The following is a 22,954-nucleotide window of genomic DNA, read 5'->3' on the forward strand; positions in this document are numbered from 1 at the left end:
CTCTCATTTGGCGCGTAAAATGGTACGCAGGATGATTTGAGGTTTCGTTTTTTACTATGCAATACACACAAGCAATACAGGACTATCGCGCAATTCTGCTCGCCGGTACGCCTTTAATCGATGTACGCGCCCCCGTCGAATTTCAGCAGGGCGCAATGCCGGGTGCAATAAACCTTCCCTTAATGAACGATGACGAACGTGCAGCCGTGGGTACCTGTTATAAACGTCAGGGGCCTGAGGCCGCCCTCGCGCTTGGCCATCAACTGGTCTGTGGCGAGACTCGCCAGCGACGCATGAAGGCCTGGCTGGATGCCTGTCGTCAAAATCCTGCGGGCTACTTATGCTGCGCGCGCGGCGGCCAGCGGTCGCACATTGTGCAGCAGTGGCTACACGAGTCCGGCACTGATTACCCGCTAATACAAGGCGGTTATAAAGCGTTGCGTCAGGCGGTGATTCAACTGACTGAAGAACTGGTGCAAAAACCGATCGTCTTAATTGGCGGCTGTACCGGGAACGGTAAAACGCAGCTAGTGCAACAACAGCCGAACGGCATTGACCTCGAAGGTCTGGCGCACCATCGTGGATCTTCTTTTGGCCGCACCGTTGAACCGCAGCTGAGCCAGGCAAGCTTTGAAAACCTGCTGGCGGTCGAGATGCTGAAAACCGACAGCCGTCAGGCGCTGCATCGCTGGGTGCTGGAAGATGAAGGCCGCATGATTGGTGCCAATCATTTGCCCGAATGCCTGCGCGAGCGCATGAGTCAGGCATCTATTGCGGTGGTCGACGATCCTTTTGAGCTACGCCTTGAGCGACTACGTGAAGAATATTTTGTGCGCATGCACCACGATTTTACCCACGCTTATGGCGATAGTCAGGGCTGGCAGGAGTACTGTGAATATTTGCATCACGGCCTGTTTGCTATCCGCCGCCGTTTGGGTTTACAGCGCTTTGCCGAGCTGAACGCCCTGCTCGACGTCGCCCTGCAAGAGCAACAAGCCAACGGCAGTACCGACGCCCATATGGGATGGCTGGTACCGTTACTCAACGAATACTACGACCCAATGTATCGCTACCAGCTAGAGAAAAAAGCCGCGAAAATCGTGTTTCGCGGCTCATGGCAGGACGTAAATGACTGGCTCCAGGCGCATTAATGCCGGTCGCGCTTATCCGCGCATTTTGCCAGCCAGTCGCCCAGCACCTGCACGACCTGCACCAGAATAATCAGCGCCACCACGGTGACGATCATGACCTGGGTTTCGTAGCGGTAATAACCAAAGCGAATCGCCAGGTCACCTACCCCGCCGCCGCCAACGATCCCGGCCATTGCGGAGTAACCGATCAGGCTCACCAACGTTATCGTCAGCCCACGCAGCAGTCCCGCGCTCGCCTCAGGTAACAGAACGGTGCAAATGATGCGCATCGGGCTGGCACCAAAAGCTTCCGCCGCCTCAATAATGCCTTTATCGACTTCGCGCAGCGCGCTGTCGACCAGACGGGCATAGAAGGCGATAGCCGCCACCGACAGCGGAACCGATGCCGCAATCGGCCCGATGGTATTCCCGAGCAAAAACTGGGTGAGCGGTAGCAGCAGCACCAGCAGGATCACAAACGGCACCGAGCGGATAATATTCACCAGCACGGAACTGAGCAGATACACAAAACGGTTCTGCCAGAATAAATGCCGATCGGTGACGAAAATAAGAAAACCGAGCGGCAAACCGCCAATAATAGCCAGCACCGTTGAGATGCTCAGCATCTGGAAGGTTTCATTAAACGCCAGCGTCAAATCAGGCAATAAATCATCCACGAATCACCTCCACTTGAGCAGTACGTTGACGAATATGTTCCACGGCAACTTCAACCGCAGAAGGGTTATGCGGCGCGGTCAGTTGCACCACCAGAATCCCCAGCGCACGTTCGCCGATATATTCAATTTTGCCGTGCAGAATGTTCACCGCCACGCCAAATTTAACCGCGACTTCTGATAAAACCGGCTGTTCCGCCGAATCACCGATGAACAGAATTTTTAACAGCTGACCCGGCAGGTGCTGGCGCAGACGTTCAGGTAGCGTCAGGTTGAGGGTATGCGACACCAGTTGTTGAGTGAAAGCGTGCTGCGGGTGAGCAAAAACATCAAACACCTCACCAGACTCCACCACCTTGCCACCGGACATCACCGCTACGCGATCGCAAATGGATTTGATCACGTTCATCTCATGGGTGATCAGCACGATCGTGATCCCCAACTGTTGGTTGATCTGCTTGAGCAATGTCAGAATTGTGGCCGAGGTTTCGAGATCTAACGCGGAAGTGGGTTCATCACACAACAGCACATCCGGGTGATTAGCAATCGCACGGGCAATACCCACGCGCTGCTTTTGCCCGCCGCTGAGCTGAACCGGAAAACGGTTTGCTTTATCCGCCAGCCCGACCAACGCCAGAATCTCCGCAACGCGTGGAGCGATTTTGCTGCGCTCCCATCCGGCAGCCTTCAGGCTGAAAGCAACGTTTTGCGCCACGGTGCGGGTATGCATCAGGTTAAAATGTTGAAAAATCATACCGATACGCTGACGCGCTTTGCGTAAATGCCCCCCCTCGAGCGCAGAGATCTCCACGCCATTCACTTTTACGCTTCCCTGGCTCGGGCGCGTTAAGGCGTTGAGGGTGCGCAGCAGCGTACTTTTCCCCGCGCCACTGGTCCCGACAATACCGAATATTTCACCTGCGCCAATGTGCAAGCTGACGTCATCAACCGCCCGGGTTGATGTTCCACGGCCTGCGCTAAAATCCACGCAAACTTTCTCAATCTCAATCATAGCTACCTCAGAAATGCGAAAAGGGCAGTCGCCGCTGCCCCTGTTAACCCTTGTGCGCAGCGATTATTGGGCTGACGACATCCATTCCGGTTTCTGGAAGGCGCTGTAGATATTTTTCGGGTCGTCGATCACGGCGCGATACGCCGGGGATTTCACCGCCTCCACAATATCTTTCACGAACGGTTTATCCGCATCTTCGCTGCGTACCGCGATGATATTTTTCAGATTTTCATCCAGGTGCTCTTGCTTGATGGCGCTGGCGAGATCCAGTTTTGCCGCCACGGCAAAGTTACCGTTGACCAGCGCGCCGGTCACGCCGTCCAGCGTACGCGGCAACTGCGCGGCTTCCAGCGGTTTAAACACCAGGCCTTTCGGATTGCTGGCGATATCGCGCTCGGAGGCTTTAGTCGGGTCGATGTTATCTTTGATGGTGATAAGGCCAATAGACTGCAGGAAACGCAGACCGCGAGCCAGGTTAGTGGGATCGTTGGAAAGCGTGATCACATCCCCTTTTTTCAACTCATCCAGGCTTTTGATTTTATGCGAGTAAAAGCCCATCCCGGCCGTTGGGACCACAATCAGCTTGCTCAGCTTCAGGCCTTTATCGGCGGTGAATTTGTCAAAGTAGAGCGAGTGCTGGAACAGATTGGCATCAATGCTGCCGTTGGAGAGCGCCATGTTCGGCTGCACGTAGTCGCTGAATTCGCGCACCACAACCTTATAGCCTTTCTCTTTCAACGTAGGGGCAATGGCTTGTTTTACCATATCGCCGTACGGCCCAGGTGCGACGCCAAATACGATGGTGTGTGGATCACTGTTCGCATGAGCAAATTGTAATCCGCAGGCCAGTAACAGCGCTCCGGTCGCGACGCGTAAACTCTGACGCAATCCCATAATCTCTCCATTTTAACGTTGTGGTGTCATGTCTCACGCCGTTCTTGCGGCGTTGTTCTTGTTGGCCTGTCAACAGGCTGATTGTTAACATGACACAGATCACAACCTGCTGTCCTTGAAATTATTTCATGATGTTGCGAGATATGTCGTTGAATGTACGCGGAAGGCACTTATGGTTTTTTAACAAAGGAGAGTAAAAAACCGGATAACCTTTTGGTTACCCGGTTTTGGCAGGGAAATTGACTTAGAAGTCGTAACGCAGACGGACCAGATTCATGTCGCCCAGATTATCGGTGCTGGAAGTGAAGACGTGTTCGTAATCCACACGGAAACCGTAATCCAGCTGGAAGCTGATACCCACACCGTTGTCGGTGCGCAGGTAGTTACGACCATTCACGTATTCAATACGATCGCCCATAAAGTATGGCTGCACGGATTTCAGCGCATACTGACCAACCGGGAAGGTGTAACCCGCGAAGTATTCCAGACCCCAGGCATCACCGGCAAAATAGTCGTTAACCGAGACTTTTTTGGTGGTCATGAAGTTCTGATACCAGCCGCCGCCCATGGAGAACGTCCAGTTGTCCGGTTTCCAACTCAGCGCAGTACCGACAATGTTTTGATCGTAGGTTTTGCTGGTGTTACCACGCATTTCCGCGCGAGTATAGTTCCACGCCGTACCCCAGGTCAGGTCATCAGTGATGTGGTAATCCACACCCAGCGAGCCACCACCTTTACGCTTGTAGCGCAACCCGTTGTTCGGGTTGTAGTCATCGCTGAACAGATAAGACGCGTAAAGATCGACATCACCTACCGTATTTTTATATTTCAGTGATTTACGTGTACGATAAGAACCATCATAGTCGCCATTGATACCGTTACCCGGTGCCTGGCCGATCATGTCGTAGTCCCAGATATCCGTTTTTGCCCCCACCACATCATAGTAAATGCTGTTCTGTTGACCGAAGGTCAGTGTCCCCCAGGTCGCGCTCTTCAGACCGGTGTACAGCATACGACGCGTGGTATCATTGGCACCGTTAGCATAGTGATTGTCCCAGTTGAACATCGCCGGGAAGTTAACGCCCAGCTCGTAGTAGCTCACCCAACTGATGTCATCAAACAGATAGTAGTCAGCGGCGAAGCGGAAACGCGTTCCACCGTCGAAGCCATTACGCTTGTAGCCATTCTTACCATCGTCACCGGCCATATTCTGGAACTGCGGACGAATACTCCCACCGACGGTGAAGTTAAGACGGCTCAGCGGGTTGCCCGCCTGCGGATCTTGTTTCAGGATCGTGATTTCCGCCTGGGAGGCGAAGGTCGTTAATGCCACTGCTGCGCCAATCGATACCGCCAGCGCCGTTTTTTTTATAGTCATTATTTGTACCTTGATAGATAGCCTGCCAATTATTCAGCATACAAATATTAACGTTTATTAATACACTCGTGTTGTCGGGTTTTTATTGTTCTGTGCTGTTAAATATCAATGAGTTATCAATTTGTGCTACATAAATAAAAAACGCACCGATTTAAAAAAACCGGTGCGTAATCATCACAATTATGAATTAACTGCTGAACTGACGGAATAGCGCTTTGCCTTTTAACAGACGTGAACCTAACCATCCGCCACAGAGAGAGAGCAGCAATGCCCCACAAAGCGGCAACACGACCCACAGTCGCCAGTCTGGCTCCCACGGGAAATCAAACACGCGGGTTTGCAACACCGCCAGTGCAGTTTCCGCCCCAATGGCCGCCACCAGTCCGGCAACCATCCCGAGCATCGCGAACTCGCACCACAGCGTGGTACGCAGCAGCTTCTTGCCCGCGCCCAGCGTACGCCAGACCACCAGTTCCTGATGACGCTGACGCAACCCGACCTGCACCTGCGCCAACAGGAGCAACATACCGCAGGCGGTGACCAGCACCACCATCACCTCCAGCGCGCGGCTCACCTGCTCCAGTACCTGGCTCACCTGTTTGAGGATAGCGCCAATATCCAGCAGGCTGACGGTCGGAAACTCACGGTTAAGCTGCGTCAGCATGCCGTTGCCGTTCTCCCAACGAAAACTGGTTAACCAACTTTGCGGCTGTCCGTCCAGCGCGCCGGAGGGGAAGATAAAGAAAAAGTTAGGTCGCAGACTTTCCCAGTCCACTTTGCGCAGACTGCTGACCGTGGCGCTGAAATCCTGAGTATCACCCATAAAGGTGACCCGATCGCCAAGCCTGACGTTCAGCCGTTTTGCCAACCCCTCTTCCATCGACACTTCACCCGCTTTTGGCGGCCAGCTCCCGGCAACGATCGGGTTATGATCCGGTCGGGTATCCTGCCAGGTCAGATTAAGCTCGCGGTTCAGCGCTTCATCCTGATTGCCTTCGGTCGGCTGCTCATTGATAGCGGTCAGACGCGCCCGCACTATCGGGTAGAACGACTCCGGGATCACCTGATGCTCAGCCAGGAAAGCCTTCAGCGGAGCCACCTGCTCGGTGGCAATGTTGATCAGAAAATAGTTTGGGCTTTCCGGCGGCATTTGCTGCTGCCAGCGATCGAGGAGATCGCCGCGCAGCACCAGTAACAGCGCCAGCAGCATAAAGGACAGCGAGAATGCCGATAGTTGGCTGAGCGTTGACCATGGCTGGCGCAATAGCCGGCTGACCGCCAAACGCAGTGGCAGCGATGTCAGCGTCAGACCACGCAGCAGGTTAAGCAGCATCCAGCCAAGCACGCCGCACAGCAGCGCCAGCACTACCGCCCCGGCCAGTACTGCCCACAACAGCATACTTCCGCCCATCAATCCGGCCAGCAGCGCAACTACAACTATCGTTGCTACGGGCAAATAGACCTTGAGCGGCCAGACGTTAGCCACCACGTCGCGACGCAGTACCCGCAGCGGCTGCGTCGCCAGCAGCAGGCGATAAGGGCGTAATCCCACCAGCAGAGAAATGACGGTCATCGTACCGAATGCCCACAGCCACGGCCACAGGCTGGCGGGCGGCAGTTCACCGGGCAGAACCGGCTTAAGTAAGACCACCAGCACCCGCTCAAATAACAGCCCGAACAGCCCGCCGGTCACGCCGGACAGCACCAGCACCATCAGCCACTGGCCGATAATCAGCTTGCGTAGCTGCGCTCTGCCTGCACCGAGCGTTTTTAATATCGCCACCAAGTCGTAACGGCTGCGGCAGTAATGATTCATCGCCACGGCAACGGCAGCAACCGCCAGCAGTAGCGTTAACAGTGCCGACAGCAGCAGGAACTGTTGCGAACGCTCCAGTGATTTCCCCAGCGCCCCTTCATCCTGCTCCAGACCATACCAGCGCTGTTCCGGCTTTAACTGCGGCAGCAGCCATTTTTCATAAGCTTCCAGTTGCTGTGGCGTCCCACCAAATTTATAGCGCCAAGTCACACGGCTTCCCGGCTGGACCGCCGCCGTTTTTTCGACATCCGCCATGTTCATCATCAGGCGCGGCGCTATCTGGAAAGGATTAAAACCAGAATCTGGTTCCTGCACCACTTCCCCGGCGATGCGCAGGGTGGCATCGCCAACGTCGATGGAATCACCGATTTTTAAGTTGAGCAGCGCCATCAGACGCGGGGCCAGCAGCACCAAGCCTGGCTGCGGTTTCAACCCCGGCGGATTGGTTTGCAACAAGCCATACATCGGATACACATCATCCACCGCTTTGACGTTCGCCAGCTGCGGCGTATCCCGGGCAAAGGTCATGGTGGCAAAGGTCAGTTGCTCACCTACTTTCAGACCACGCTGTCGCGCCTCGTCAATCCACGCTTTCGGTACGGCGCGCGAACTTTGCAGCGACCGATCGCCCGCCATAAACTCACGGCTTTGCTGGCTCAGCCCTTTTTCCATGCGATCGCTGATATTGCCCAGCGCCAGCACGCAAGCCACAGCCAGACTTAGCGCCAGCCAGACAATCAGTAATGAAGGCGAGCGCCACTCGCGCCAGAACCAGCGTGCAATCATGCCTCCTCCTGCAACTGTCCGTTCACCAGGCGTAAACGCCGATCGCAACGCGCCGCCAGCTGCGGGTCATGGGTCACCAGAATCAGGGTTGTGCCATGTTCCCGGTTCAGAGAAAACAGCAGGTCGGCGATTTTGTCTCCGGTCTGCCTGTCCAGATTGCCCGTCGGTTCATCGGCAAACAGCACGTCAGGGCGTCCATTAAACGCCCGCGCCAGCGCCACGCGCTGCTGCTCCCCGCCGGAAAGCTGGGCCGGAAGATGATCAAGGCGCTTACCCAGTCCCAGTTGCTCCAGCAGCACTTTTGCTCCGTCGCGGCTTTTTCCACTGTTTTCGCCACGCAACAACGCGGGCAGCTCAACGTTCTCCAGTGCATTCAGGGTTGGAATTAACATGAACGACTGGAAGACAAAGCCCACGTGTCGCGCCCGCAGTTGCGCCCTTGCTTCTTCGTCCATGGCGTGCAGCGCCTGTCCAACCAGGCTGACTTCACCGCTGGAGCCATCGTCAAGCCCGGCGAGGATCGCCAGCAGCGTGGATTTCCCCGATCCCGACTCGCCAATCAACGCAATGGTCTCGGCGCGTTTGACAACCAGTTCAACTCCGGTAAGGATGGATAGCTCTTGATCACCCTGACCGACGGATTTCTTAAGATGATGAACTTCAACAATGTTTTCCGCTGGCATTGGCCTTTCCTGTTCCTGGTTCTGTTAACTTTCCGCGCCGCCGCTGCGGACACGTTATTAATTCTGGGTGACAGCCTGAGCGCCGGATACCGTATGTCCGCCAGCGCCGCGTGGCCTGCGCTACTTAATGATAAATGGAAAACTAAAACGCCGGTGGTGAATGCCAGCATTAGCGGCGACACCTCGCAGCAGGGTCTGGCCCGTCTGCCCGCATTACTCAAGCAGCACCAGCCTCGCTGGGTGCTGGTCGAACTTGGCGGCAACGATGGTCTGCGCGGCTTTGCGCCTGCGCAAACCGAACAAACCCTGCGCACAATCCTGCAGGACGTGAAAGCGGCAAATGCCGAACCGCTATTAATGCAAATTCGTCTGCCGGCAAACTACGGTCGCCGTTATAATGAAACCTTTAGCGCGATTTATCCAAAGCTCGCCAAAGAGTTTGATATCCCTCTGCTGCCCTTTTTTATGGAAGAGGTTTATCTGAAACCCCAGTGGATGCAGGATGATGGTATTCATCCTAACCGTGACGCCCAGCCGTTTATTGCCGACTGGATGGCGCAACATCTCACTCCTCTAGTTAATCACGACTCGTAATTCAACGGAGATCCTGACAGGTAAAGTTATGCAAAAATCGGTCTTAATAACAGGATGTTCCAGCGGAATCGGTCTGGAAAGCGCGCTTGAACTAAAGCGCCAGGGTTTTCAAATTCTGGCAGGCTGTCGCAAACCTGACGATGTTGCGCGTATGAACAGTATGGGATTCACCGGCGTATTGCTGGATCTGGACTCACCCGAAAGCGTGGATCACGCCGCCGATGAGGTGATAGCCCTGACCGATAATCGTTTGTATGGGATCTTTAACAATGCCGGATACGGCGTCTATGGCCCACTGCCGACCATTAGCCGCGAGCAAATGGAGCAGCAGTTTTCGGCCAACTTCTTTGGTGCACATCAGCTGACCATGCGCCTGTTGCCCGCCATGCTCCCTCACGGAGAAGGACGTATTGTGATGACCTCGTCGGTGATGGGATTGATCTCAACACCGGGACGCGGAGCCTATGCCGCCAGCAAATACGCACTGGAAGCCTGGTCCGACGCGCTGCGCATGGAACTGCGCCACAGCGGGATCAAGGTCAGCCTGATTGAGCCCGGCCCTATTCGCACCCGTTTTACCGAAAATGTCAATCAGACTCAACGTGATGCTCCCGTTGAAAACCCTGGTATTGCCGCACGTTTTACGCTGGGACCAGAAGCGGTTGTCGCCAAAGTGCGTCATGCGTTTGAGAGCGACAAACCGAAGCTTCGTTATCCGGTTACGTTGGTGACCTGGGCAGTGATGCTACTTAAACGCCTGTTGCCAGGCCGCATAATGGACAAAATTTTACAGGGTTGAGTTGAAGCACGCGCGTCAGCCCCCATGTAACAAGAAATCGACAAAAGAGAGTAACTCCATGTCCACACAGAATATTGTTAACATTAACGAATCGAACCTGCAGCAGACCCTTGAACAGTCGATGACCACGCCGGTCCTGTTCTATTTCTGGTCTGAGCGCAGTCAGCACTGCCTGCAATTGACGCCGGTACTGGAGAGCCTTGCCGCCCAGTACAACGGCCAGTTTATTCTTGCCAAGCTCGACTGCGACGCCGAGCAGATGATCGCTTCTCAGTTTGGCCTGCGCGCCATCCCTACGGTTTATCTGTTCCAGAACGGTCAGCCAGTGGACGGATTCCAGGGCCCGCAACCGGAAGAGGTTATCCGCGCGCTGCTGGAAAAAGTGTTGCCGAGCGAAGAAGAGCTGAAAGCGCGCCAGGCTATCGAGTTCATTGAGGCAGGTAATCACGCCGACGCGCTGCCGCTCCTGAAAGAAGCGTGGCAGATCTCCAACCAGAGTAGCGAAATTGGCCTGCTGCTGGCGGAAACGCAAATCGCCCTGAACCGCTCTGACGAAGCCGAAGCGGTGCTGAAAACCATTCCGTTGCAGGATCAGGACACCCGCTATCAGGGACTGGTCGCGCAAATTGAACTGCTGAAGCAGGCGGCCGATACGCCGGAAATCCAACAGCTGCAACAGCAGGTTGCCAGCAATCCGCAGGATGCGGCGCTGGCAACACAGTTGGCCATTCAGTTACATCAGGTCGGACGCAACGAAGAATCGCTGGAACTGCTGTTCAGCCACCTGAAGAAAGATCTCACTGCTGCCGACGGCCTGGCGCGTAAGACCTTCCAGGAGATCCTTGCCGCACTCGGAACCGGCGATGCACTGGCCTCAAAATACCGCCGACAGCTGTACGCGCTGTTGTACTAATCTGCTGCATTTGCCGGATGGCGTTAGCCGTCATCCGGCCATCACATCACGTCTTCTTCAAATGCGTTACGACTAATTGGTGACGCGAATTATAGAATTTCCGATAGGTCAGGTAGCAGGCGATAATGGTTGACAGGCTGGCGGTCGAAAGCAGCATAAACGTCACCATAATCTGATATTTAATCGCTTTTACCGGATCAATACCCGCGAAGATCAACCCGGACATCATCCCCGGTAAACTCACCAGCCCTACCGTTTTCGCAGAGTCGATCGTTGGGATCAGTGAGGCGCGAATGCTGTCGCGAATCAGCGGCGCGGAGGCCACTTTCGGCGTCGCGCCGAGGCTGAGTTTTTCCTGAATCTGCTGCTGTTGGCTGCTAAACCGCTGACCCAGATTGTTGTAACACAACCCTACCGCCACCATCGCATTGCCTGCAATCATGCCTGAGATCGGGATGACCTGCATCGGCGCGAACTCGATAGAGCCAGACAAAACCAGCACCGCCAGCGTTAATCCCGCCCCCACCGTGATGGCGATGAACGACGAGAGGAAAGCTTTATCAATATATTTACTGCGCTTTTGCGCGTTATAAGCCGCGTTAAAGCAGATAAACAGCACCATCAGTAAAGTCAGAATACTGTGGTTAACGCCAAAAATATATTTCAGCACATAGCCGACGATAATAAGCTGAACCACCGCCCGGCAAACGCTCCAGAGAATATCTTTTTCCAGCGCCAGTTTTTCTTTGTGGCTAATCAGGATCGCCACCACCACCAGCATCATCGCTAATGCCAGGGACTCATTGGTAATATTATGCTCGTTCATTGCGTGCTTCCTGCATTTCTCCGGCATGCGGTTGAAGGGTTATGACATTATCCGCATGCGTAATTTCATCTTTGTCGTGCGTCACCCACAGCACCGCAATATTCTTATCGCGAACATAATGGTGAACTAATTCGTTCACATTACGTTTATTGGCTTCATCCAGCGCGCTGGTGATTTCATCAAGCAGCAGGATTTTGGGCAGAAACTGCAAATTACGAATTAGCGAGATGCGCTGCTTTTCGCCACCGGACAGCTCATTTATGTTTTTTTTGAGGATCGTCTCGGGGAGATCAAAACGGGCCAGGACGGTCAGAAACGCATCCGGCTCCGGACGTTTGTTACGGATTTGCCAGGGGAAAATGAGGTTGTCGTAGACGGTCTCACCAAACAAGGCAGGCGTTTGCGCACAATAGGAGACCTGCTGGCGATACGCTTCCGGCTTGAGGGTACTTATCTCCTTGCCTTCAAAGAGGATTTCACCGGCAGTCGGACTCATTAATGACGCCACAATCTTGAGTAACGTACTTTTCCCGCAGCCGGACTGGCCGGTAATCAGCTTAAATTCTCCGGCACGGAGATCAAAACTGATGTTATTGAGAACCTGCGTCTCCCCTGCCTGCCATGCGACATTTTTTAACTGAAGCAGAATGCTGCTTTCTTCCATTACCCATCCCTTTTTTACATCTTTCGTGCAGACAGTCTATGCCTGTAATTTATTATAAGGGAGCCCCCCTTGATTAATCGGGTATAATTTGATTAATGAGGCAGTAAAGGACAGCACAACAGGAGGTTTCATCAATGCTCATTTTTATTCCTATTCTCATCTTTGTCGCACTGGTCATCGTCGGCGCTGGCGTCAAAATCGTCCCGCAGGGATATCAGTGGACGGTAGAGCGTTTTGGCCGTTACACCAAAACCCTGCAACCAGGTTTAAACCTTGTCGTGCCGTTCATGGATCGCATTGGTCGTAAGATCAACATGATGGAACAGGTGCTTGATATCCCTTCTCAGGAAGTCATCTCCAAAGATAACGCCAACGTCGCGATTGATGCAGTGTGCTTTATTCAGGTGATCGACGCGCCGAAAGCCGCCTATGAAGTCAGTAATCTGGAACTGGCGATCATCAACCTGACCATGACCAACATTCGTACCGTTCTCGGCTCGATGGAGCTTGATGAAATGCTCTCCCAGCGCGACAACATCAACACGCGCCTGCTGCATATTGTTGATGAAGCCACGAATCCCTGGGGCATTAAAATCACCCGTATCGAGATCCGCGACGTGCGTCCTCCGGCAGAACTTATCGACGCGATGAACGCGCAGATGAAAGCCGAACGTACCAAACGCGCCTACATTCTTGAAGCCGAAGGGATCCGTCAGGCAGAAATCGTCAAGGCCGAAGGTGAGAAGCAGTCGAAGATCCTTAAAGCGGAAGGTGAACGCCAGTCTGCGTTTTTACAGGCTGAAGCGCGTGAACGTTCGGCAGAAGCTGAGGCTCGCGCAACGCAGATGGTTTCTGAAGCCATTGCCGCCGGGGATATTCAGGCCGTGAACTACTTCGTGGCGCAGAAATACACCGAAGCGCTGCAGCATATCGGTTCATCGAATAACAGCAAAGTGGTAATGATGCCGCTGGATGCCAGCAGCCTGATGGGCTCCATTGCCGGGATCGCAGAACTGGTTAAGGACAGCGCCAGCGAGCGGAAAAAATCATGATAGCGATGATTCTGGTACACCCGCACATATTTTGGCTCAGCCTCGGCGGTTTGCTACTCGCTGCCGAGATGCTGGGCGGTAACGGCTATCTGCTGTGGAGCGGCGTGGCGGCGGTGATTACCGGCCTGGTGGTGTGGCTCGTTCCGCTTGACTGGGCCTGGCAAGGAGCGATGTTCGCCGTCCTCACCCTGCTGGCGGCCTGGCTCTGGTGGAAGTGGCTGGCAAGGCGTGTTCAGGAGCAGAAACCCGCCGACAGCCATCTGAACCAGCGCGGGCAGCAGTTGGTTGGTCGTCGATTTATTCTGGAAACTGGCCTGGTCAATGGCCGTGGACATATGCGCGTCGGCGATAGCTCATGGCCCGTCAGCGCCCGCGACGATTTGAGCGCCGGAACGCAGGTTGAAGTCATTGCCGTTGAAGGGATATCCCTGATTATTAAAGCGGTATCACACTAAAAAGACAGGAAATAAGACTATGGTCAGGAAGACACCCCTTGCCTTTGCCCTTTGCACATTACTGACCGCCGCCCCGCAGGCATTCGCCTCTTTCGATATGGAAGACTGCAAATGGAGCGACGACAGCTGCCTGCTGAAAGGCACGCCAACCTTTAACCCTGAAAACGACAGCCGCGACAACCTGCTGCGGCTGCTGAGCCAGGAAAAATCATTTGCTCTGCCGGTGCAATCAATGCCAGCGGATATCACCCGCTCCCGGGATTTCTATTTTGCCTATCACCCGCAATGGGATGAGGCAGCCCCGCAGCCAGCCGCTGCGCCGGCATCCGCCGCAGACAGCCCACTCTCCCGACAGATGGCCGAACTGAACATTAGCGCAGACGAAATAAACGTCAACGACGCTGAGCTTGAGAACCGTCATGTTTCAAATAACACCGAGAGCGTCAGCGCATTTTTTGCCGCACTGCTGGCCGACCCGACGTTAGCGGCGGAACAGCGTCAGGCCTTAGCCCAGGCGCGTACGGGGCTGCTATCCGGGGCAACCCGCGAACAAATTGAGTCTTCACTTGCCACCCTCCCGGCTGATTCACCGGCTCAGTCCTATAAAAATTATCTGGCCGCAGCTGCCAGTTTCTATGCCGGTGATTATGCCAGCGCCGAACGCGATTTCACTCAGCTTGCCAAAAGTGAGCGCCCGTGGCTGGTAGAGACCGCGCAATACATGTTGATGCGTGCGGCCTTGAACAAGAGCAGCCAGAACAGCGTGGGCGAGTACGGCGATTTTGATATTGCAAAAATTAACCGCGAGGATGCGACTCAGGCTCAGACGCAGGCACAAGTCTATTTGCAACGCTTCCCGCAAGGCCTGTATGCCGAATCCGCGCGCGGTATGCTGCGTCGCATCAACTGGTATTTACAGGCGTGGCCACAGCTGGCCGGGTTGTATGAGCAAACGCTCCAGCAGTCGGCTGACGCACGGCAACTGCGTGACATTGTCATCGAATACGATAATGTCTACGGTATGGCGTTCTACGAACAGTCCGTGGTAGAAGCCTTCCCCGATGCGCCGCATGTCAGCTATATCGAACTGCTGCGCGCGCTGCGTCTGGATAACAACAGTAAACCCACACTGACCCAGGCGCAGCTCGATGCCAGCAAACCGGTGTTTGAACAGAGCCAAAAATTGCCGCTATGGCGCGATCTGCAACTGAATCTGTGGCTGGCGACGGAGAACTACGCGGCGATTATTCAGGCAGTTACGCCAGCGCAGAAACTTGCCGCTCACGATACCCTCGCCTTCAGCGAACAAGTGCTGTATGGCGAAGCGCTGATGGGCCAGAAGAACTGGCCCGCGGCGCGTGATTTCTGGCTGCAGTTGCTAAAACTCAGCCAGGACAACGAACAGCAGCAGTATGTACAGGCTAAGCTCGCCGCCACGCTGGTTTATAGCGGCGATGTGGCGGCGGTTTTTGCCCCAGAAAGCGCAGTGACCAACCTGCGTTTTCGCTCGCAGATACTGAAAACACAGGCCTCGCCGGAACTGCTGCGCCAGCAGGCCGTCCATGGACCCAACAATGAAGAGCGTACCATCGCCCTGCATACGCTGCTGGTACGCGATCTTACTGAAAACCGCTTTGGCGACTGGTTGAATGACAGAAAACTGACCAGCGCCATTACTCCACCGGTTATTGGCGACGCGTTTGATGATGTTAATCTGAGTATTTTCGACTGGAATGGCGATGCCGCTCAAGCCGGTTATACCTGTCGCAGCCTCAATGAAACGGTAACGGTATTGAGCAAAAAAGCGGATGATGCCCACGCGCTGAACTGCTTAGGCGAATTCTTCCGCACCACGCAAACCCACGTTGATTTGTGGAAAAACAGTGCCGGCAACGACGTACTTGAATCAGCAATATCGCGCAAAGAACCGTTCGGCCAGTTCGACAGGCAAAGCTACTATCAGCAGGTAATCACTTCACCGAAAGCAGAGGTTGAAGACAAGAGCTTCGCGCTGTATCGCGCCATCATGTGCTATGCGCCGTCAGGCTCTAACGAATGCGGCGGTGAGGAAGTGGATAAACTGCAGCGTAAAGGCTGGTTCACCCAACTGAAAACGCAGTATCCGGGAAGTCCGTGGGCGCAAAAACTCAAATACTACTGGTAACCGCGCTGCTGACAGGCCAGCCGCAGGCGGCGGATATCGTCGCCGCCCGTGAGCATCCGGCCTTCTGGCTGTGGTCCGGCGTGAAGGCCAGTGATGAGCTGAAAGACGCGCAAACGGTCTATCTGCATCAGGGTGAGGTGCTGATTCGTTCGGGTAACGTGGTTTTCCAGCGTCTCGGGCTGCCGGTCAGCCGCCTGTCTTTTCCCTCGATCTGGCTGACCGTGCGCTTTACCACGCTCGACGTACCGGAGGCGATCCCGGCGCGTATCATACGGTTGATGCAACGCTGGCAGACGGCCGGGAATCACGTGGTCGGCCTACAGGTTGATTTTGACGCGGCGACTCATCAGCTTGCCGATTACGCCCGCTTTTTGCAGCAATTACGTCAACAGTTACCAGCCGAGTTTGCACTTGGCGTGACTGGACTTCTGGATTGGGCAAAAACGGGCGACGTCGCCACGCTGAACGCGCTGGCGGTCGATGAACTGGTGGTCCAGAGCTATCAGGGCCGTCATACGGTAACGAATTATCAGGCGTATCTGCCCGCACTCAGCCGTCTGCGCATTCCGTTTAAGCTGGGGCTGGTGCAAAACGGTAGCCGGGATCCGCTGGCTGAAGCACAGCTTGAGAAATCCCCATGGTACCGCGGCACGGTGGTGTTTATGCTTAATCCCCCTCGCCGTTAAGCCTTCGCTTTATGGTGGCAACAGCCGGAGAGGTTATCAATAATCGGGCATTCGGCACTGTCATCGCCTGGGCAACTCTCCGCCAGCGCCAGCAAATGCAAGCGCATGGCCTGCAACTCGCTGATATGCCGCTCAATGTCCGCTACCTTTTCTAAGGTACGCTTTTTCACATCTGCACTATGACGCGCCGGATCGTTAAACAGGTTCACCAGTTCGCCACACTCTTCGAGATTAAAACCCACCTGGCGTGCCTGGCGCAGCAGCGTAAGTTCATTCAGATGCTGTTGGTTGTATGTACGATAGCCATTTTCGCTACGTAGCGGCGGCGTCACTAAGCCTTTTTCTTCATAAAAGCGTATGGCTTTGCTGGTTAAACCGGTTTTTTTAGCAACATCGGATATATTCATCTTTTCTCCCTTGACCTTCCCCCAGATGGAAGGTTTAACCTTTATAACAGTTAGTCAAAACGATTGCCAAGGTCAATAAGTAACCGACCACTCATAGAGGAAATTTGTTATGTCTCAAACAATCGATCTAACCCTGGACGGTTTGTCCTGTGGTCACTGCGTAAAACGCGTTAAAGAAAGTCTGGAACAACGTCCAGACGTTGAGCAAGCGGATGTCACCGTGACAGAGGCGCATGTTACCGGGAGCGCCAGCGCAGAAGCGCTGATTGAAACCATCAAACAAGCCGGTTACGGCGCGGAGTTAAGCCACCCAAAGGCTAAACCGCTGACGGAGTCATCAATCCCGTCGGAAGCACTGGCAGCGGTCCCTTCCGAGCTTCCGGCAGCTACGGCTGATGATGACAGCCAACAGTTGCTGTTAAACGGCATGAGCTGCGCCAGTTGTGTGACCCGTGTACAAAATGCATTGCAAAGTGTACCGGGCGTCACTCAGGCACGGGTAAACCTGGCGGAACGCACTGCGCTGGTAATGGGCAGTGCCTCCGCCGCAGATTTAGTCCAGGCAGTTGAAAAAGCGGGTTACGGCGCAGAAGCGATTGAAGATGACGTCAAGCGCCGCGAACGTCAGCAAGAAACCGCCGTGGCAACCATGAAGCGTTTTCGCTGGCAGGCAGCTGTTGCGCTGCTGCTGGGTATCCCTGTCATGGTATGGGGTATGATCGGCGACAACATGATGGTGAGCGATGACAACCGCAGCCTGTGGCTGACGATTGGCCTGGCAACGCTTGCCGTGATGGTTTTCGCAGGCGGTCACTTTTATCGCAATGCGTGGAAAAGCCTGATGAACGGCACCGCGACTATGGATACCCTGGTCGCGCTGGGTACAGGGGTGGCATGGCTCTATTCCATGAGCGTCAACCTCTGGCCGCAATGGTTCCCAATGGAAGCGCGACACCTCTATTATGAAGCCAGCGCCATGATTATTGGTCTGATTAACCTCGGACACATGCTGGAAGCGCGGGCTCGCCAACGCTCGTCCAAAGCGCTGGAAAAACTGCTCGATTTGACGCCGCCGACCGCGCGCGTCGTTACTGACGAAGGTGAAAAGAACGTACCGCTGGCAGACGTTCAGGCCGGAATGTTACTGCGTCTGACTACCGGTGACCGCGTGCCGGTCGATGGAGAAATTACACAAGGTGAAGCCTGGCTGGATGAAGCGATGCTGACCGGCGAGCCGATTCCGCAGCAAAAAGGTGAAGGCGATAGCGTCCACGCCGGTACGGTCGTCCAGGACGGCAGCGTACTGTTCCGCGCCAGCGCTGTTGGTAGCCACACCACACTGTCGCGCATTATTCGTATGGTGCGTCAGGCGCAAAGCAGTAAACCGGAAATTGGCAAACTGGCCGACCGTATCTCCTCGGTGTTCGTTCCGGTCGTGGTCGCCATTGCGCTGGTCAGTGCGGCTATCTGGTATTTCTTTGGACCAGCGCCGCAGATTGTCTATACGCTGGTGATTGCCACCACCGTTCTGATTATCGCCTGCCCTTGTGCGCTGGGTCTGGCAACGCCGATGTCGATTATTTCCGGCGTGGGGCGTGCCGCTGAGTTTGGGGTACTGGTACGCGATGCCGATGCGCTGCAGCGCGCCAGCACGCTCGATACTCTCGTCTTTGATAAGACCGGGACGCTGACCGAAGGCAAACCGCAGGTTGTCGCCATCAAAACGTTTGGTAATACCGAGGAAGCGCTGGCAATTCGTCTGGCAGCGGCCCTTGAACAGGGTTCCAGCCACCCGCTGGCCAGAGCGATTCTCGACAAAGCGGGTGATATCACGCTGCCGCAGATCAACGGTTTCCGTACGCTGCGTGGTTTAGGCGTCAGTGGCGAAACGGAAGGTCATACGCTACTGCTGGGCAACCAGGCGCTGCTCAATGAGCAGCAGGTCGATACCACAGAAATGGAAGATGAAATCACCGCTCAGGCTTCCCGGGGTTCAACCCCCGTGCTGTTGGCAATTGATGGTAAAGCCGCAGCGCTGTTAGCGGTACGTGATCCACTGCGTAGCGACAGTGTGGCAGCGCTCCAGCGCCTGCACCGCGCTGGGTATCGTCTGGTGATGCTCACCGGCGACAACCCAACGACTGCCAACGCCATTGCCAAAGAAGCGGGTATTGATGAGGTGATTGCGGGCGTTCTGCCGGACGGTAAGGCCGAGGCGATTAAGCGTCTGCAGAGCCAGGGGCGTCAGGTTGCCATGGTCGGTGACGGTATCAACGATGCGCCAGCGCTGGCTCAGGCCGATGTAGGGATCGCCATGGGTGGCGGCAGCGATGTGGCGATTGAAACAGCCGCAATTACGCTGATGCGTCATAGCCTGATGGGCGTTGCAGATGCGCTGTCTATCTCCCGGGCAACGCTGCGCAATATGAAGCAGAACCTGCTTGGCGCGTTTATCTATAACAGCATCGGTATCCCCGTTGCCGCCGGGATCTTGTGGCCGTTCACCGGCACGCTGCTCAACCCGGTCGTCGCCGGGGCGGCGATGGCGCTTTCTTCCATCACAGTGGTGAGCAACGCGAACCGACTGCTGCGCTTCAAACCTAAAGAGTAAGCCTTTGCCGGATGGCGCTATCAACTGTGCCATCCGGCAATTCACGCATTGCACCTTCCAGGACCACGCGCTAGCATGGAAGTCCACTTAGGGAGGTCGTATGGATTTGTTATACCGGGTAAAAGCATTTTGGTCTGCACTGCGCGGCAACCACTATACCTGGCCTGCCATCGACATCTCTTTGCCCGGCAACCGCCATTTTCATCTGATTGGCAGTATTCATATGGGCAGCCGCGATATGGCGCCTCTGCCTGCCAAATTACTCAAAAAGCTCAAGCATGCCGATGCGTTGATTGTCGAAGCTGATGTTTCCGGTGACGACGCGCCGTTTGCCAACCTTCCGACCTTTGCCGCACTGGAAGAACGCATCAGCCCGGAGCAGTTAGATAATCTGGATAAGGTCACCGACGAACTGGGCATTTCCCCTTCCCTGCTGTCCACGCAGCCGTTATGGCAAATCGCCATGGTATTACAGGCAACGCAGGCGCAGAAGCTGGGGCTGCGGGCTGAATACGGGATTGATTACCAACTGCTGAATGCGGCTAAAAAAGTGCATAAACCGATAATCGAACTGGAAGGTGCATCCAGCCAAATCGCACTGTTATGTCAGTTGCCCGATAACGGCCTGGCTCTGTTGGACGATACCCTGACACACTGGCATACCAATGCCAGACTGCTACAACAGATGATGAGCTGGTGGCTTGAAACGCCGCCGCACAATAGCGAACTCACACTACCCAATACATTTAGTCAGTCGTTGTATGACGTTTTGATGCATCAACGTAATGCGGCCTGGTGCGATCGACTCAGAGCGATGCCTGCCGGTCACTATGTGGTGGCCGTTGGCGCGCTGCATTTATACGGAGAAGGAAATTTGCCGGAGATGTTACGGTAAAAAAATGGCCAATATCTCTATTGGCCCGTCAAAGAGGAATTTCATCATTATTATGATCCCGGCGCTTAAAGCGTCGGTGTAGTTCGATTGTCGCTCAAAGTCATCATCCTGCCAATACTATTGCGCAAGATGGTACTATTTTTTAGACAGACATCAGGCGTATGCTTGTGTCGTATTTTGTCTGGGCCAGGAAAATTGCTATGACACCCGCCGTTAAATTACTCGAAAAAAACAAAATTTCTTTCCAGATCCACACCTACGATCACGATCCGTCCGAGACGAACTTTGGTGACGAAGTGGTGCGCAAGTTAGGTCTGAATGCGGACCAGGTTTACAAAACGCTGCTGGTTGCCGTGAACGGCGACATGAAGCATCTGGCGGTCGCCGTCACACCGGTAGCCGGTCAACTGGATCTCAAAAAGGTCGCCAAAGCGTTGGGCGCCAAAAAGGTCGATATGGCCGATCCCATGGTCGCGCAACGCACTACCGGCTATCTGGTAGGTGGTATCAGCCCGCTGGGACAGAAAAAAAGATTGCCGACGCTTATCGACGCGCCAGCCCAAACGTTTGACACCATTTATGTGTCCGGCGGCAAACGCGGGCTGGATATCGAACTGGCAGCGAGCGATCTGGCGAAAATTCTGGATGCAAAATTCGCTGACATCGCCCGCCGGGACTAAGCGGTTATAGAATGAATGCCTGATGGCGCGCAGCTTTAAGGCCTACACATCGCACTGACCTGTAGGCCGGATAAGGTGCCAGCACCGCCATCCGGCACTCCGCACTGTTACTGCCAGCTCACCTCACCCTTCGGCTCATACGCACTGGCATCCAACGGTGAGTTCTTCTGCACGTATTCTTTCAGCACTTCCGCATCAATAAATCCGGTATTCACATAGCCTGGTTTGTTATCAATACGCGGATAGCCATCACCGCCGGTGGCGTTGAAGCTCAGCGTTGCCATACGATAGGTTTTGGCTGGATCAACAGGTTCGTCTTTGATTTTCACATCGTTAAGTTTGCCGTCTTTCGCTACAAAGCTGACGTTGGCAAACTGCGGATAGGCCCCGGAGTCCGGCTTCATTTGCGCCACCGCGGTCAGATAGTCAATCACCTCTTTCCCGCTCATGTCGGCATACACCACGATGTTGCCAAACGGCTGTACCTTCAGCACGCTCTTATAGGTGATATCGCCGCCTTCAATGGAGTCACGGATACCGCCGCCGCTCATCACGCCAAAATCAGCGCTGGTCCGCGCCATTTGCGCAGCCAGCAACAAATGCCCCATATTGGTTTGCACGAAACGGACTTTGCTACGATCGCCTTCGAGACGCGTATTGACGCTGCCAATTTTCACGTCGAGCTGCGCTTTACCTTTATTCTGGAACGGTGTCAGCAGCGAAAGCATTTGCTGATTTTCAGCAATCTCCGGGGTGTAGAGTACCCGCTCACTTTTACCGTTGTCCCAGGTCACTTTTTTCTTCAGGTTAACGGGGATAAGCTGGTAATTAACCATTTTCATTTCGCCGTTGCGGAACTCAAAGTCCGCCCGTCCCACGTATTTCCCCCACTCATGCGCCTGAACAATCCAGATCCCGTTCTGCTTGTCTGGCGCACACGGCGTCCCCGGGACGTAATCCACCTGTTTTTTATTTTCCGCAGCCATACACACAGGGTCCTGTGAGTGACCACCCACAATCATTGCCAGCGACCCTGCTGGCAGGCTGCGCGCCATCTCCACATCACCAGGGGCGTTAGATCCATGATTGCCATTGTCATAATGTCCCATATGGGTGGTGGCAATAATGATGTCTGGCTTTTCCCCCATATTCAGTTCCTGGATAACCAGTTTGGCTTCATCGGCAGGTTTACGGAATTCGATATCGGTAAAGAACTCGGGGTTGCCAATTTTCGCCGTATCATCAGTGGTTAAACCAAGTACGGCAATTTTTAAGCCCTGGCGCTTAAAGATGGCCCACGGCTTAAATAAACGCTCGCCGGTGCTTTTCTGATAAATATTGGCCGAGAGAAACGGAAATTTCGACCATTTTTCCTGCTGGCGCAATACGCTAAGCGGATTATCAAACTCGTGGTTTCCGACCGCCATCGCGTCGTAGCCAATCAGGTTCATGCCGCGAAAATCAGGTTCCGCATCCTGCAGATCGGATTCTGGTACGCCGGTGTTAATATCGCCGCCGGAAAGCAGCAGTACGCTGCCCCCTTCTTCGGCCACCTCTTTACGAATACCGTCCACCAGCGTTTTTTGCGCCGCCAGTCCGTATTCCCCATATTCGCTACGCCAGAAATGACCGTGATGATCGTTAGTATGCAGAATGGTGATTTTATAAGTTTTATCTTTTTCGTACGCCTGTGCAGGCTGACCTGCCAGCGCAAATGCGGCTAATAACGCCAGCGCCACGCCCCGTTTTAAAAATTTCATGTACTCTCCCTGAGCCAAAATCAACGACTGAAATTACAATGATATGAAATAATAGTCGAAAATGTTTTCAGAAAT

21 protein-coding genes are annotated in these 22,954 nt (G+C 54.4%); 11 read left to right on the top strand and 10 right to left on the bottom strand.

Translation table 11 applies throughout. The annotated features are described in order from the left end of the window. Positions 1 to 56 precede the first annotated feature (56 nt). Entirely contained in the window at positions 57 to 1,151 is a 1,095-nt protein-coding gene (gene mnmH / locus NMD08_RS19335) for a tRNA 2-selenouridine(34) synthase MnmH (RefSeq protein WP_370618806.1), read from the top strand. Here mnmH and NMD08_RS19340 read toward each other — a convergent pair. The 6 genes from NMD08_RS19340 to ybbA form a co-directional block, all read right to left on the bottom strand. Beyond that, positions 1,148 to 1,807: a methionine ABC transporter permease gene (locus tag NMD08_RS19340; protein WP_286540148.1), complete on the bottom strand. Its 660-nt coding sequence runs from the start codon at positions 1,805 to 1,807 to the stop codon at positions 1,148 to 1,150. The genes mnmH and NMD08_RS19340 overlap by 4 nt on opposite strands. Continuing rightward, the gene (gene sfbB, locus NMD08_RS19345; RefSeq protein WP_151218668.1) at positions 1,800 to 2,816 is read right to left on the bottom strand and encodes a virulence-associated ABC transporter ATP-binding protein SfbB; all 1,017 of its coding nucleotides are present in this window, start codon (positions 2,814 to 2,816) and stop codon (positions 1,800 to 1,802) included. Before sfbB ends, NMD08_RS19340 begins: the two co-directional genes overlap by 8 nt. A 63-nt stretch (positions 2,817 to 2,879) precedes the next feature. Then, positions 2,880 to 3,710 carry a MetQ/NlpA family ABC transporter substrate-binding protein gene (locus tag NMD08_RS19350; protein WP_187259388.1) on the bottom strand — a complete coding sequence of 277 codons (831 nt, stop codon included), beginning with the start codon at positions 3,708 to 3,710 and terminating at the stop codon, positions 2,880 to 2,882. 244 nt (positions 3,711 to 3,954) lie between these two features. Next, positions 3,955 to 5,088, bottom strand: coding sequence for a porin (locus NMD08_RS19355; protein WP_187252888.1), 1,134 nt, complete (start codon positions 5,086 to 5,088; stop codon positions 3,955 to 3,957). A gap of 187 nt (positions 5,089 to 5,275) precedes the next feature. Then, complete coding sequence (ybbP, locus tag NMD08_RS19360) at positions 5,276 to 7,690, bottom strand: putative ABC transporter permease subunit YbbP (protein WP_187259387.1); 2,415 nt, start codon at positions 7,688 to 7,690, stop codon at positions 5,276 to 5,278. Further along, positions 7,687 to 8,373 carry a putative ABC transporter ATP-binding protein YbbA gene (gene ybbA, locus NMD08_RS19365; protein WP_151224880.1) on the bottom strand — a complete coding sequence of 229 codons (687 nt, stop codon included), beginning with the start codon at positions 8,371 to 8,373 and terminating at the stop codon, positions 7,687 to 7,689. The genes ybbP and ybbA overlap by 4 nt, the downstream gene beginning before the upstream one ends. On the opposite strand from ybbA, the gene tesA reads away from it, so the two are divergent. From tesA to NMD08_RS19380, 3 genes are read left to right on the top strand one after another with little or no spacing between them, the layout of a single operon-like run. Further along, on the top strand, positions 8,341 to 8,967 hold the full coding sequence (gene tesA / locus NMD08_RS19370) for a multifunctional acyl-CoA thioesterase I/protease I/lysophospholipase L1 (RefSeq protein WP_187252890.1): 627 nt from the start codon (positions 8,341 to 8,343) through the stop codon (positions 8,965 to 8,967). The two genes, ybbA and tesA, sit on opposite strands and share 33 nt — an antisense overlap. A gap of 28 nt (positions 8,968 to 8,995) precedes the next feature. After that, on the top strand, positions 8,996 to 9,766 hold the full coding sequence (locus tag NMD08_RS19375) for an SDR family oxidoreductase (protein WP_151218664.1): 771 nt from the start codon (positions 8,996 to 8,998) through the stop codon (positions 9,764 to 9,766). A gap of 58 nt (positions 9,767 to 9,824) precedes the next feature. Beyond that, the gene (locus tag NMD08_RS19380) at positions 9,825 to 10,679 is read left to right on the top strand and encodes a co-chaperone YbbN (protein ID WP_187252892.1); all 855 of its coding nucleotides are present in this window, start codon (positions 9,825 to 9,827) and stop codon (positions 10,677 to 10,679) included. 46 nt (positions 10,680 to 10,725) lie between these two features. Here NMD08_RS19380 and fetB read toward each other — a convergent pair whose 3' ends face one another. Both fetB and fetA read right to left on the bottom strand, forming a co-directional pair. After that, complete coding sequence (gene fetB, locus NMD08_RS19385; RefSeq protein ID WP_151218662.1) at positions 10,726 to 11,505, bottom strand: iron export ABC transporter permease subunit FetB; 780 nt, start codon at positions 11,503 to 11,505, stop codon at positions 10,726 to 10,728. Next, the gene (gene fetA / locus NMD08_RS19390; RefSeq protein WP_187252893.1) at positions 11,492 to 12,169 is read right to left on the bottom strand and encodes an iron ABC transporter ATP-binding protein FetA; all 678 of its coding nucleotides are present in this window, start codon (positions 12,167 to 12,169) and stop codon (positions 11,492 to 11,494) included. Before fetA ends, fetB begins: the two co-directional genes overlap by 14 nt. 134 nt (positions 12,170 to 12,303) lie before the next feature. Here fetA and NMD08_RS19395 point away from each other — a divergent pair, with 134 nt between their 5' ends. Genes NMD08_RS19395 through NMD08_RS19410 form a run of 4 tightly spaced genes read left to right on the top strand, consistent with a single transcriptional unit; the run spans position 12,304 to position 16,526 of the window. Continuing rightward, the gene (locus NMD08_RS19395; protein ID WP_016152106.1) at positions 12,304 to 13,221 is read left to right on the top strand and encodes an SPFH domain-containing protein; all 918 of its coding nucleotides are present in this window, start codon (positions 12,304 to 12,306) and stop codon (positions 13,219 to 13,221) included. Further along, positions 13,218 to 13,676, top strand: a complete 459-nt coding sequence (locus NMD08_RS19400; RefSeq protein WP_370618809.1) for an NfeD family protein — start codon at positions 13,218 to 13,220, stop codon at positions 13,674 to 13,676. Before NMD08_RS19395 ends, NMD08_RS19400 begins: the two co-directional genes overlap by 4 nt. A gap of 19 nt (positions 13,677 to 13,695) precedes the next feature. Then, positions 13,696 to 15,840, top strand: coding sequence for a hypothetical protein (locus tag NMD08_RS19405; protein WP_286540128.1), 2,145 nt, complete (start codon positions 13,696 to 13,698; stop codon positions 15,838 to 15,840). Further along, the gene (locus tag NMD08_RS19410; RefSeq protein WP_151218660.1) at positions 15,810 to 16,526 is read left to right on the top strand and encodes a DUF3142 domain-containing protein; all 717 of its coding nucleotides are present in this window, start codon (positions 15,810 to 15,812) and stop codon (positions 16,524 to 16,526) included. Before NMD08_RS19405 ends, NMD08_RS19410 begins: the two co-directional genes overlap by 31 nt. Here the strand turns inward: NMD08_RS19410 and cueR are convergent. Next, entirely contained in the window at positions 16,523 to 16,933 is a 411-nt protein-coding gene (gene cueR / locus NMD08_RS19415) for a Cu(I)-responsive transcriptional regulator (RefSeq protein WP_029139441.1), read from the bottom strand. The genes NMD08_RS19410 and cueR overlap by 4 nt on opposite strands. Before the next feature lie 109 nt (positions 16,934 to 17,042). Between cueR and copA the strand changes: the two genes are divergently transcribed. The 3 genes from copA to ybaK all read left to right on the top strand — a co-directional run bounded on the left by copA (position 17,043) and on the right by ybaK (position 21,119). After that, positions 17,043 to 19,544: a copper-exporting P-type ATPase CopA gene (copA, locus tag NMD08_RS19420; protein ID WP_370618811.1), complete on the top strand. Its 2,502-nt coding sequence runs from the start codon at positions 17,043 to 17,045 to the stop codon at positions 19,542 to 19,544. A 100-nt stretch (positions 19,545 to 19,644) separates the two neighbouring features. Beyond that, the gene (locus NMD08_RS19425; RefSeq protein WP_370618813.1) at positions 19,645 to 20,439 is read left to right on the top strand and encodes a TraB/GumN family protein; all 795 of its coding nucleotides are present in this window, start codon (positions 19,645 to 19,647) and stop codon (positions 20,437 to 20,439) included. Positions 20,440 to 20,639: 200 nt separating this feature from the next. Further along, a complete protein-coding gene (gene ybaK / locus NMD08_RS19430; RefSeq protein ID WP_003021794.1) occupies positions 20,640 to 21,119 on the top strand; it encodes a Cys-tRNA(Pro)/Cys-tRNA(Cys) deacylase YbaK in 480 nt (159 codons plus the stop codon). A 107-nt stretch (positions 21,120 to 21,226) separates the two neighbouring features. On the opposite strand, the gene ushA is transcribed toward ybaK, so the two are convergent. Next, on the bottom strand, positions 21,227 to 22,879 hold the full coding sequence (gene ushA / locus NMD08_RS19435; RefSeq protein WP_370618815.1) for a bifunctional UDP-sugar hydrolase/5'-nucleotidase UshA: 1,653 nt from the start codon (positions 22,877 to 22,879) through the stop codon (positions 21,227 to 21,229). Positions 22,880 to 22,954: the final 75 nt, after the last annotated feature.

The sequence above is a fragment of the Citrobacter meridianamericanus genome (assembly GCF_041320245.1).
In the GTDB taxonomy this organism is placed as follows: domain Bacteria; phylum Pseudomonadota; class Gammaproteobacteria; order Enterobacterales; family Enterobacteriaceae; genus Citrobacter; species Citrobacter meridianamericanus.

What these genes read in the sequence shown, in the direction of transcription:
- ushA (WP_370618815.1), bottom strand. Translation starts at nt 22,879, where the DNA reads ATGAAATTTTTAAAACGGGGCGTGGCGCTGGCGTTATTAGCCGCATTT.
- ybbA (WP_151224880.1), bottom strand. Translation starts at nt 8,373, where the DNA reads ATGCCAGCGGAAAACATTGTTGAAGTTCATCATCTTAAGAAATCCGTC.
- NMD08_RS19400 (WP_370618809.1), top strand. Translation starts at nt 13,218, where the DNA reads ATGATAGCGATGATTCTGGTACACCCGCACATATTTTGGCTCAGCCTC.
- mnmH (WP_370618806.1), top strand. Translation starts at nt 57, where the DNA reads ATGCAATACACACAAGCAATACAGGACTATCGCGCAATTCTGCTCGCC.
- fetB (WP_151218662.1), bottom strand. Translation starts at nt 11,505, where the DNA reads ATGAACGAGCATAATATTACCAATGAGTCCCTGGCATTAGCGATGATG.
- NMD08_RS19350 (WP_187259388.1), bottom strand. Translation starts at nt 3,710, where the DNA reads ATGGGATTGCGTCAGAGTTTACGCGTCGCGACCGGAGCGCTGTTACTG.
- NMD08_RS19375 (WP_151218664.1), top strand. Translation starts at nt 8,996, where the DNA reads ATGCAAAAATCGGTCTTAATAACAGGATGTTCCAGCGGAATCGGTCTG.
- ybaK (WP_003021794.1), top strand. Translation starts at nt 20,640, where the DNA reads ATGACACCCGCCGTTAAATTACTCGAAAAAAACAAAATTTCTTTCCAG.
- NMD08_RS19355 (WP_187252888.1), bottom strand. Translation starts at nt 5,088, where the DNA reads ATGACTATAAAAAAAACGGCGCTGGCGGTATCGATTGGCGCAGCAGTG.
- NMD08_RS19425 (WP_370618813.1), top strand. Translation starts at nt 19,645, where the DNA reads ATGGATTTGTTATACCGGGTAAAAGCATTTTGGTCTGCACTGCGCGGC.
- ybbP (WP_187259387.1), bottom strand. Translation starts at nt 7,690, where the DNA reads ATGATTGCACGCTGGTTCTGGCGCGAGTGGCGCTCGCCTTCATTACTG.
- NMD08_RS19380 (WP_187252892.1), top strand. Translation starts at nt 9,825, where the DNA reads ATGTCCACACAGAATATTGTTAACATTAACGAATCGAACCTGCAGCAG.
- cueR (WP_029139441.1), bottom strand. Translation starts at nt 16,933, where the DNA reads ATGAATATATCCGATGTTGCTAAAAAAACCGGTTTAACCAGCAAAGCC.
- tesA (WP_187252890.1), top strand. Translation starts at nt 8,341, where the DNA reads ATGATGAACTTCAACAATGTTTTCCGCTGGCATTGGCCTTTCCTGTTC.
- sfbB (WP_151218668.1), bottom strand. Translation starts at nt 2,816, where the DNA reads ATGATTGAGATTGAGAAAGTTTGCGTGGATTTTAGCGCAGGCCGTGGA.
- fetA (WP_187252893.1), bottom strand. Translation starts at nt 12,169, where the DNA reads ATGGAAGAAAGCAGCATTCTGCTTCAGTTAAAAAATGTCGCATGGCAG.
- copA (WP_370618811.1), top strand. Translation starts at nt 17,043, where the DNA reads ATGTCTCAAACAATCGATCTAACCCTGGACGGTTTGTCCTGTGGTCAC.
- NMD08_RS19405 (WP_286540128.1), top strand. Translation starts at nt 13,696, where the DNA reads ATGGTCAGGAAGACACCCCTTGCCTTTGCCCTTTGCACATTACTGACC.
- NMD08_RS19395 (WP_016152106.1), top strand. Translation starts at nt 12,304, where the DNA reads ATGCTCATTTTTATTCCTATTCTCATCTTTGTCGCACTGGTCATCGTC.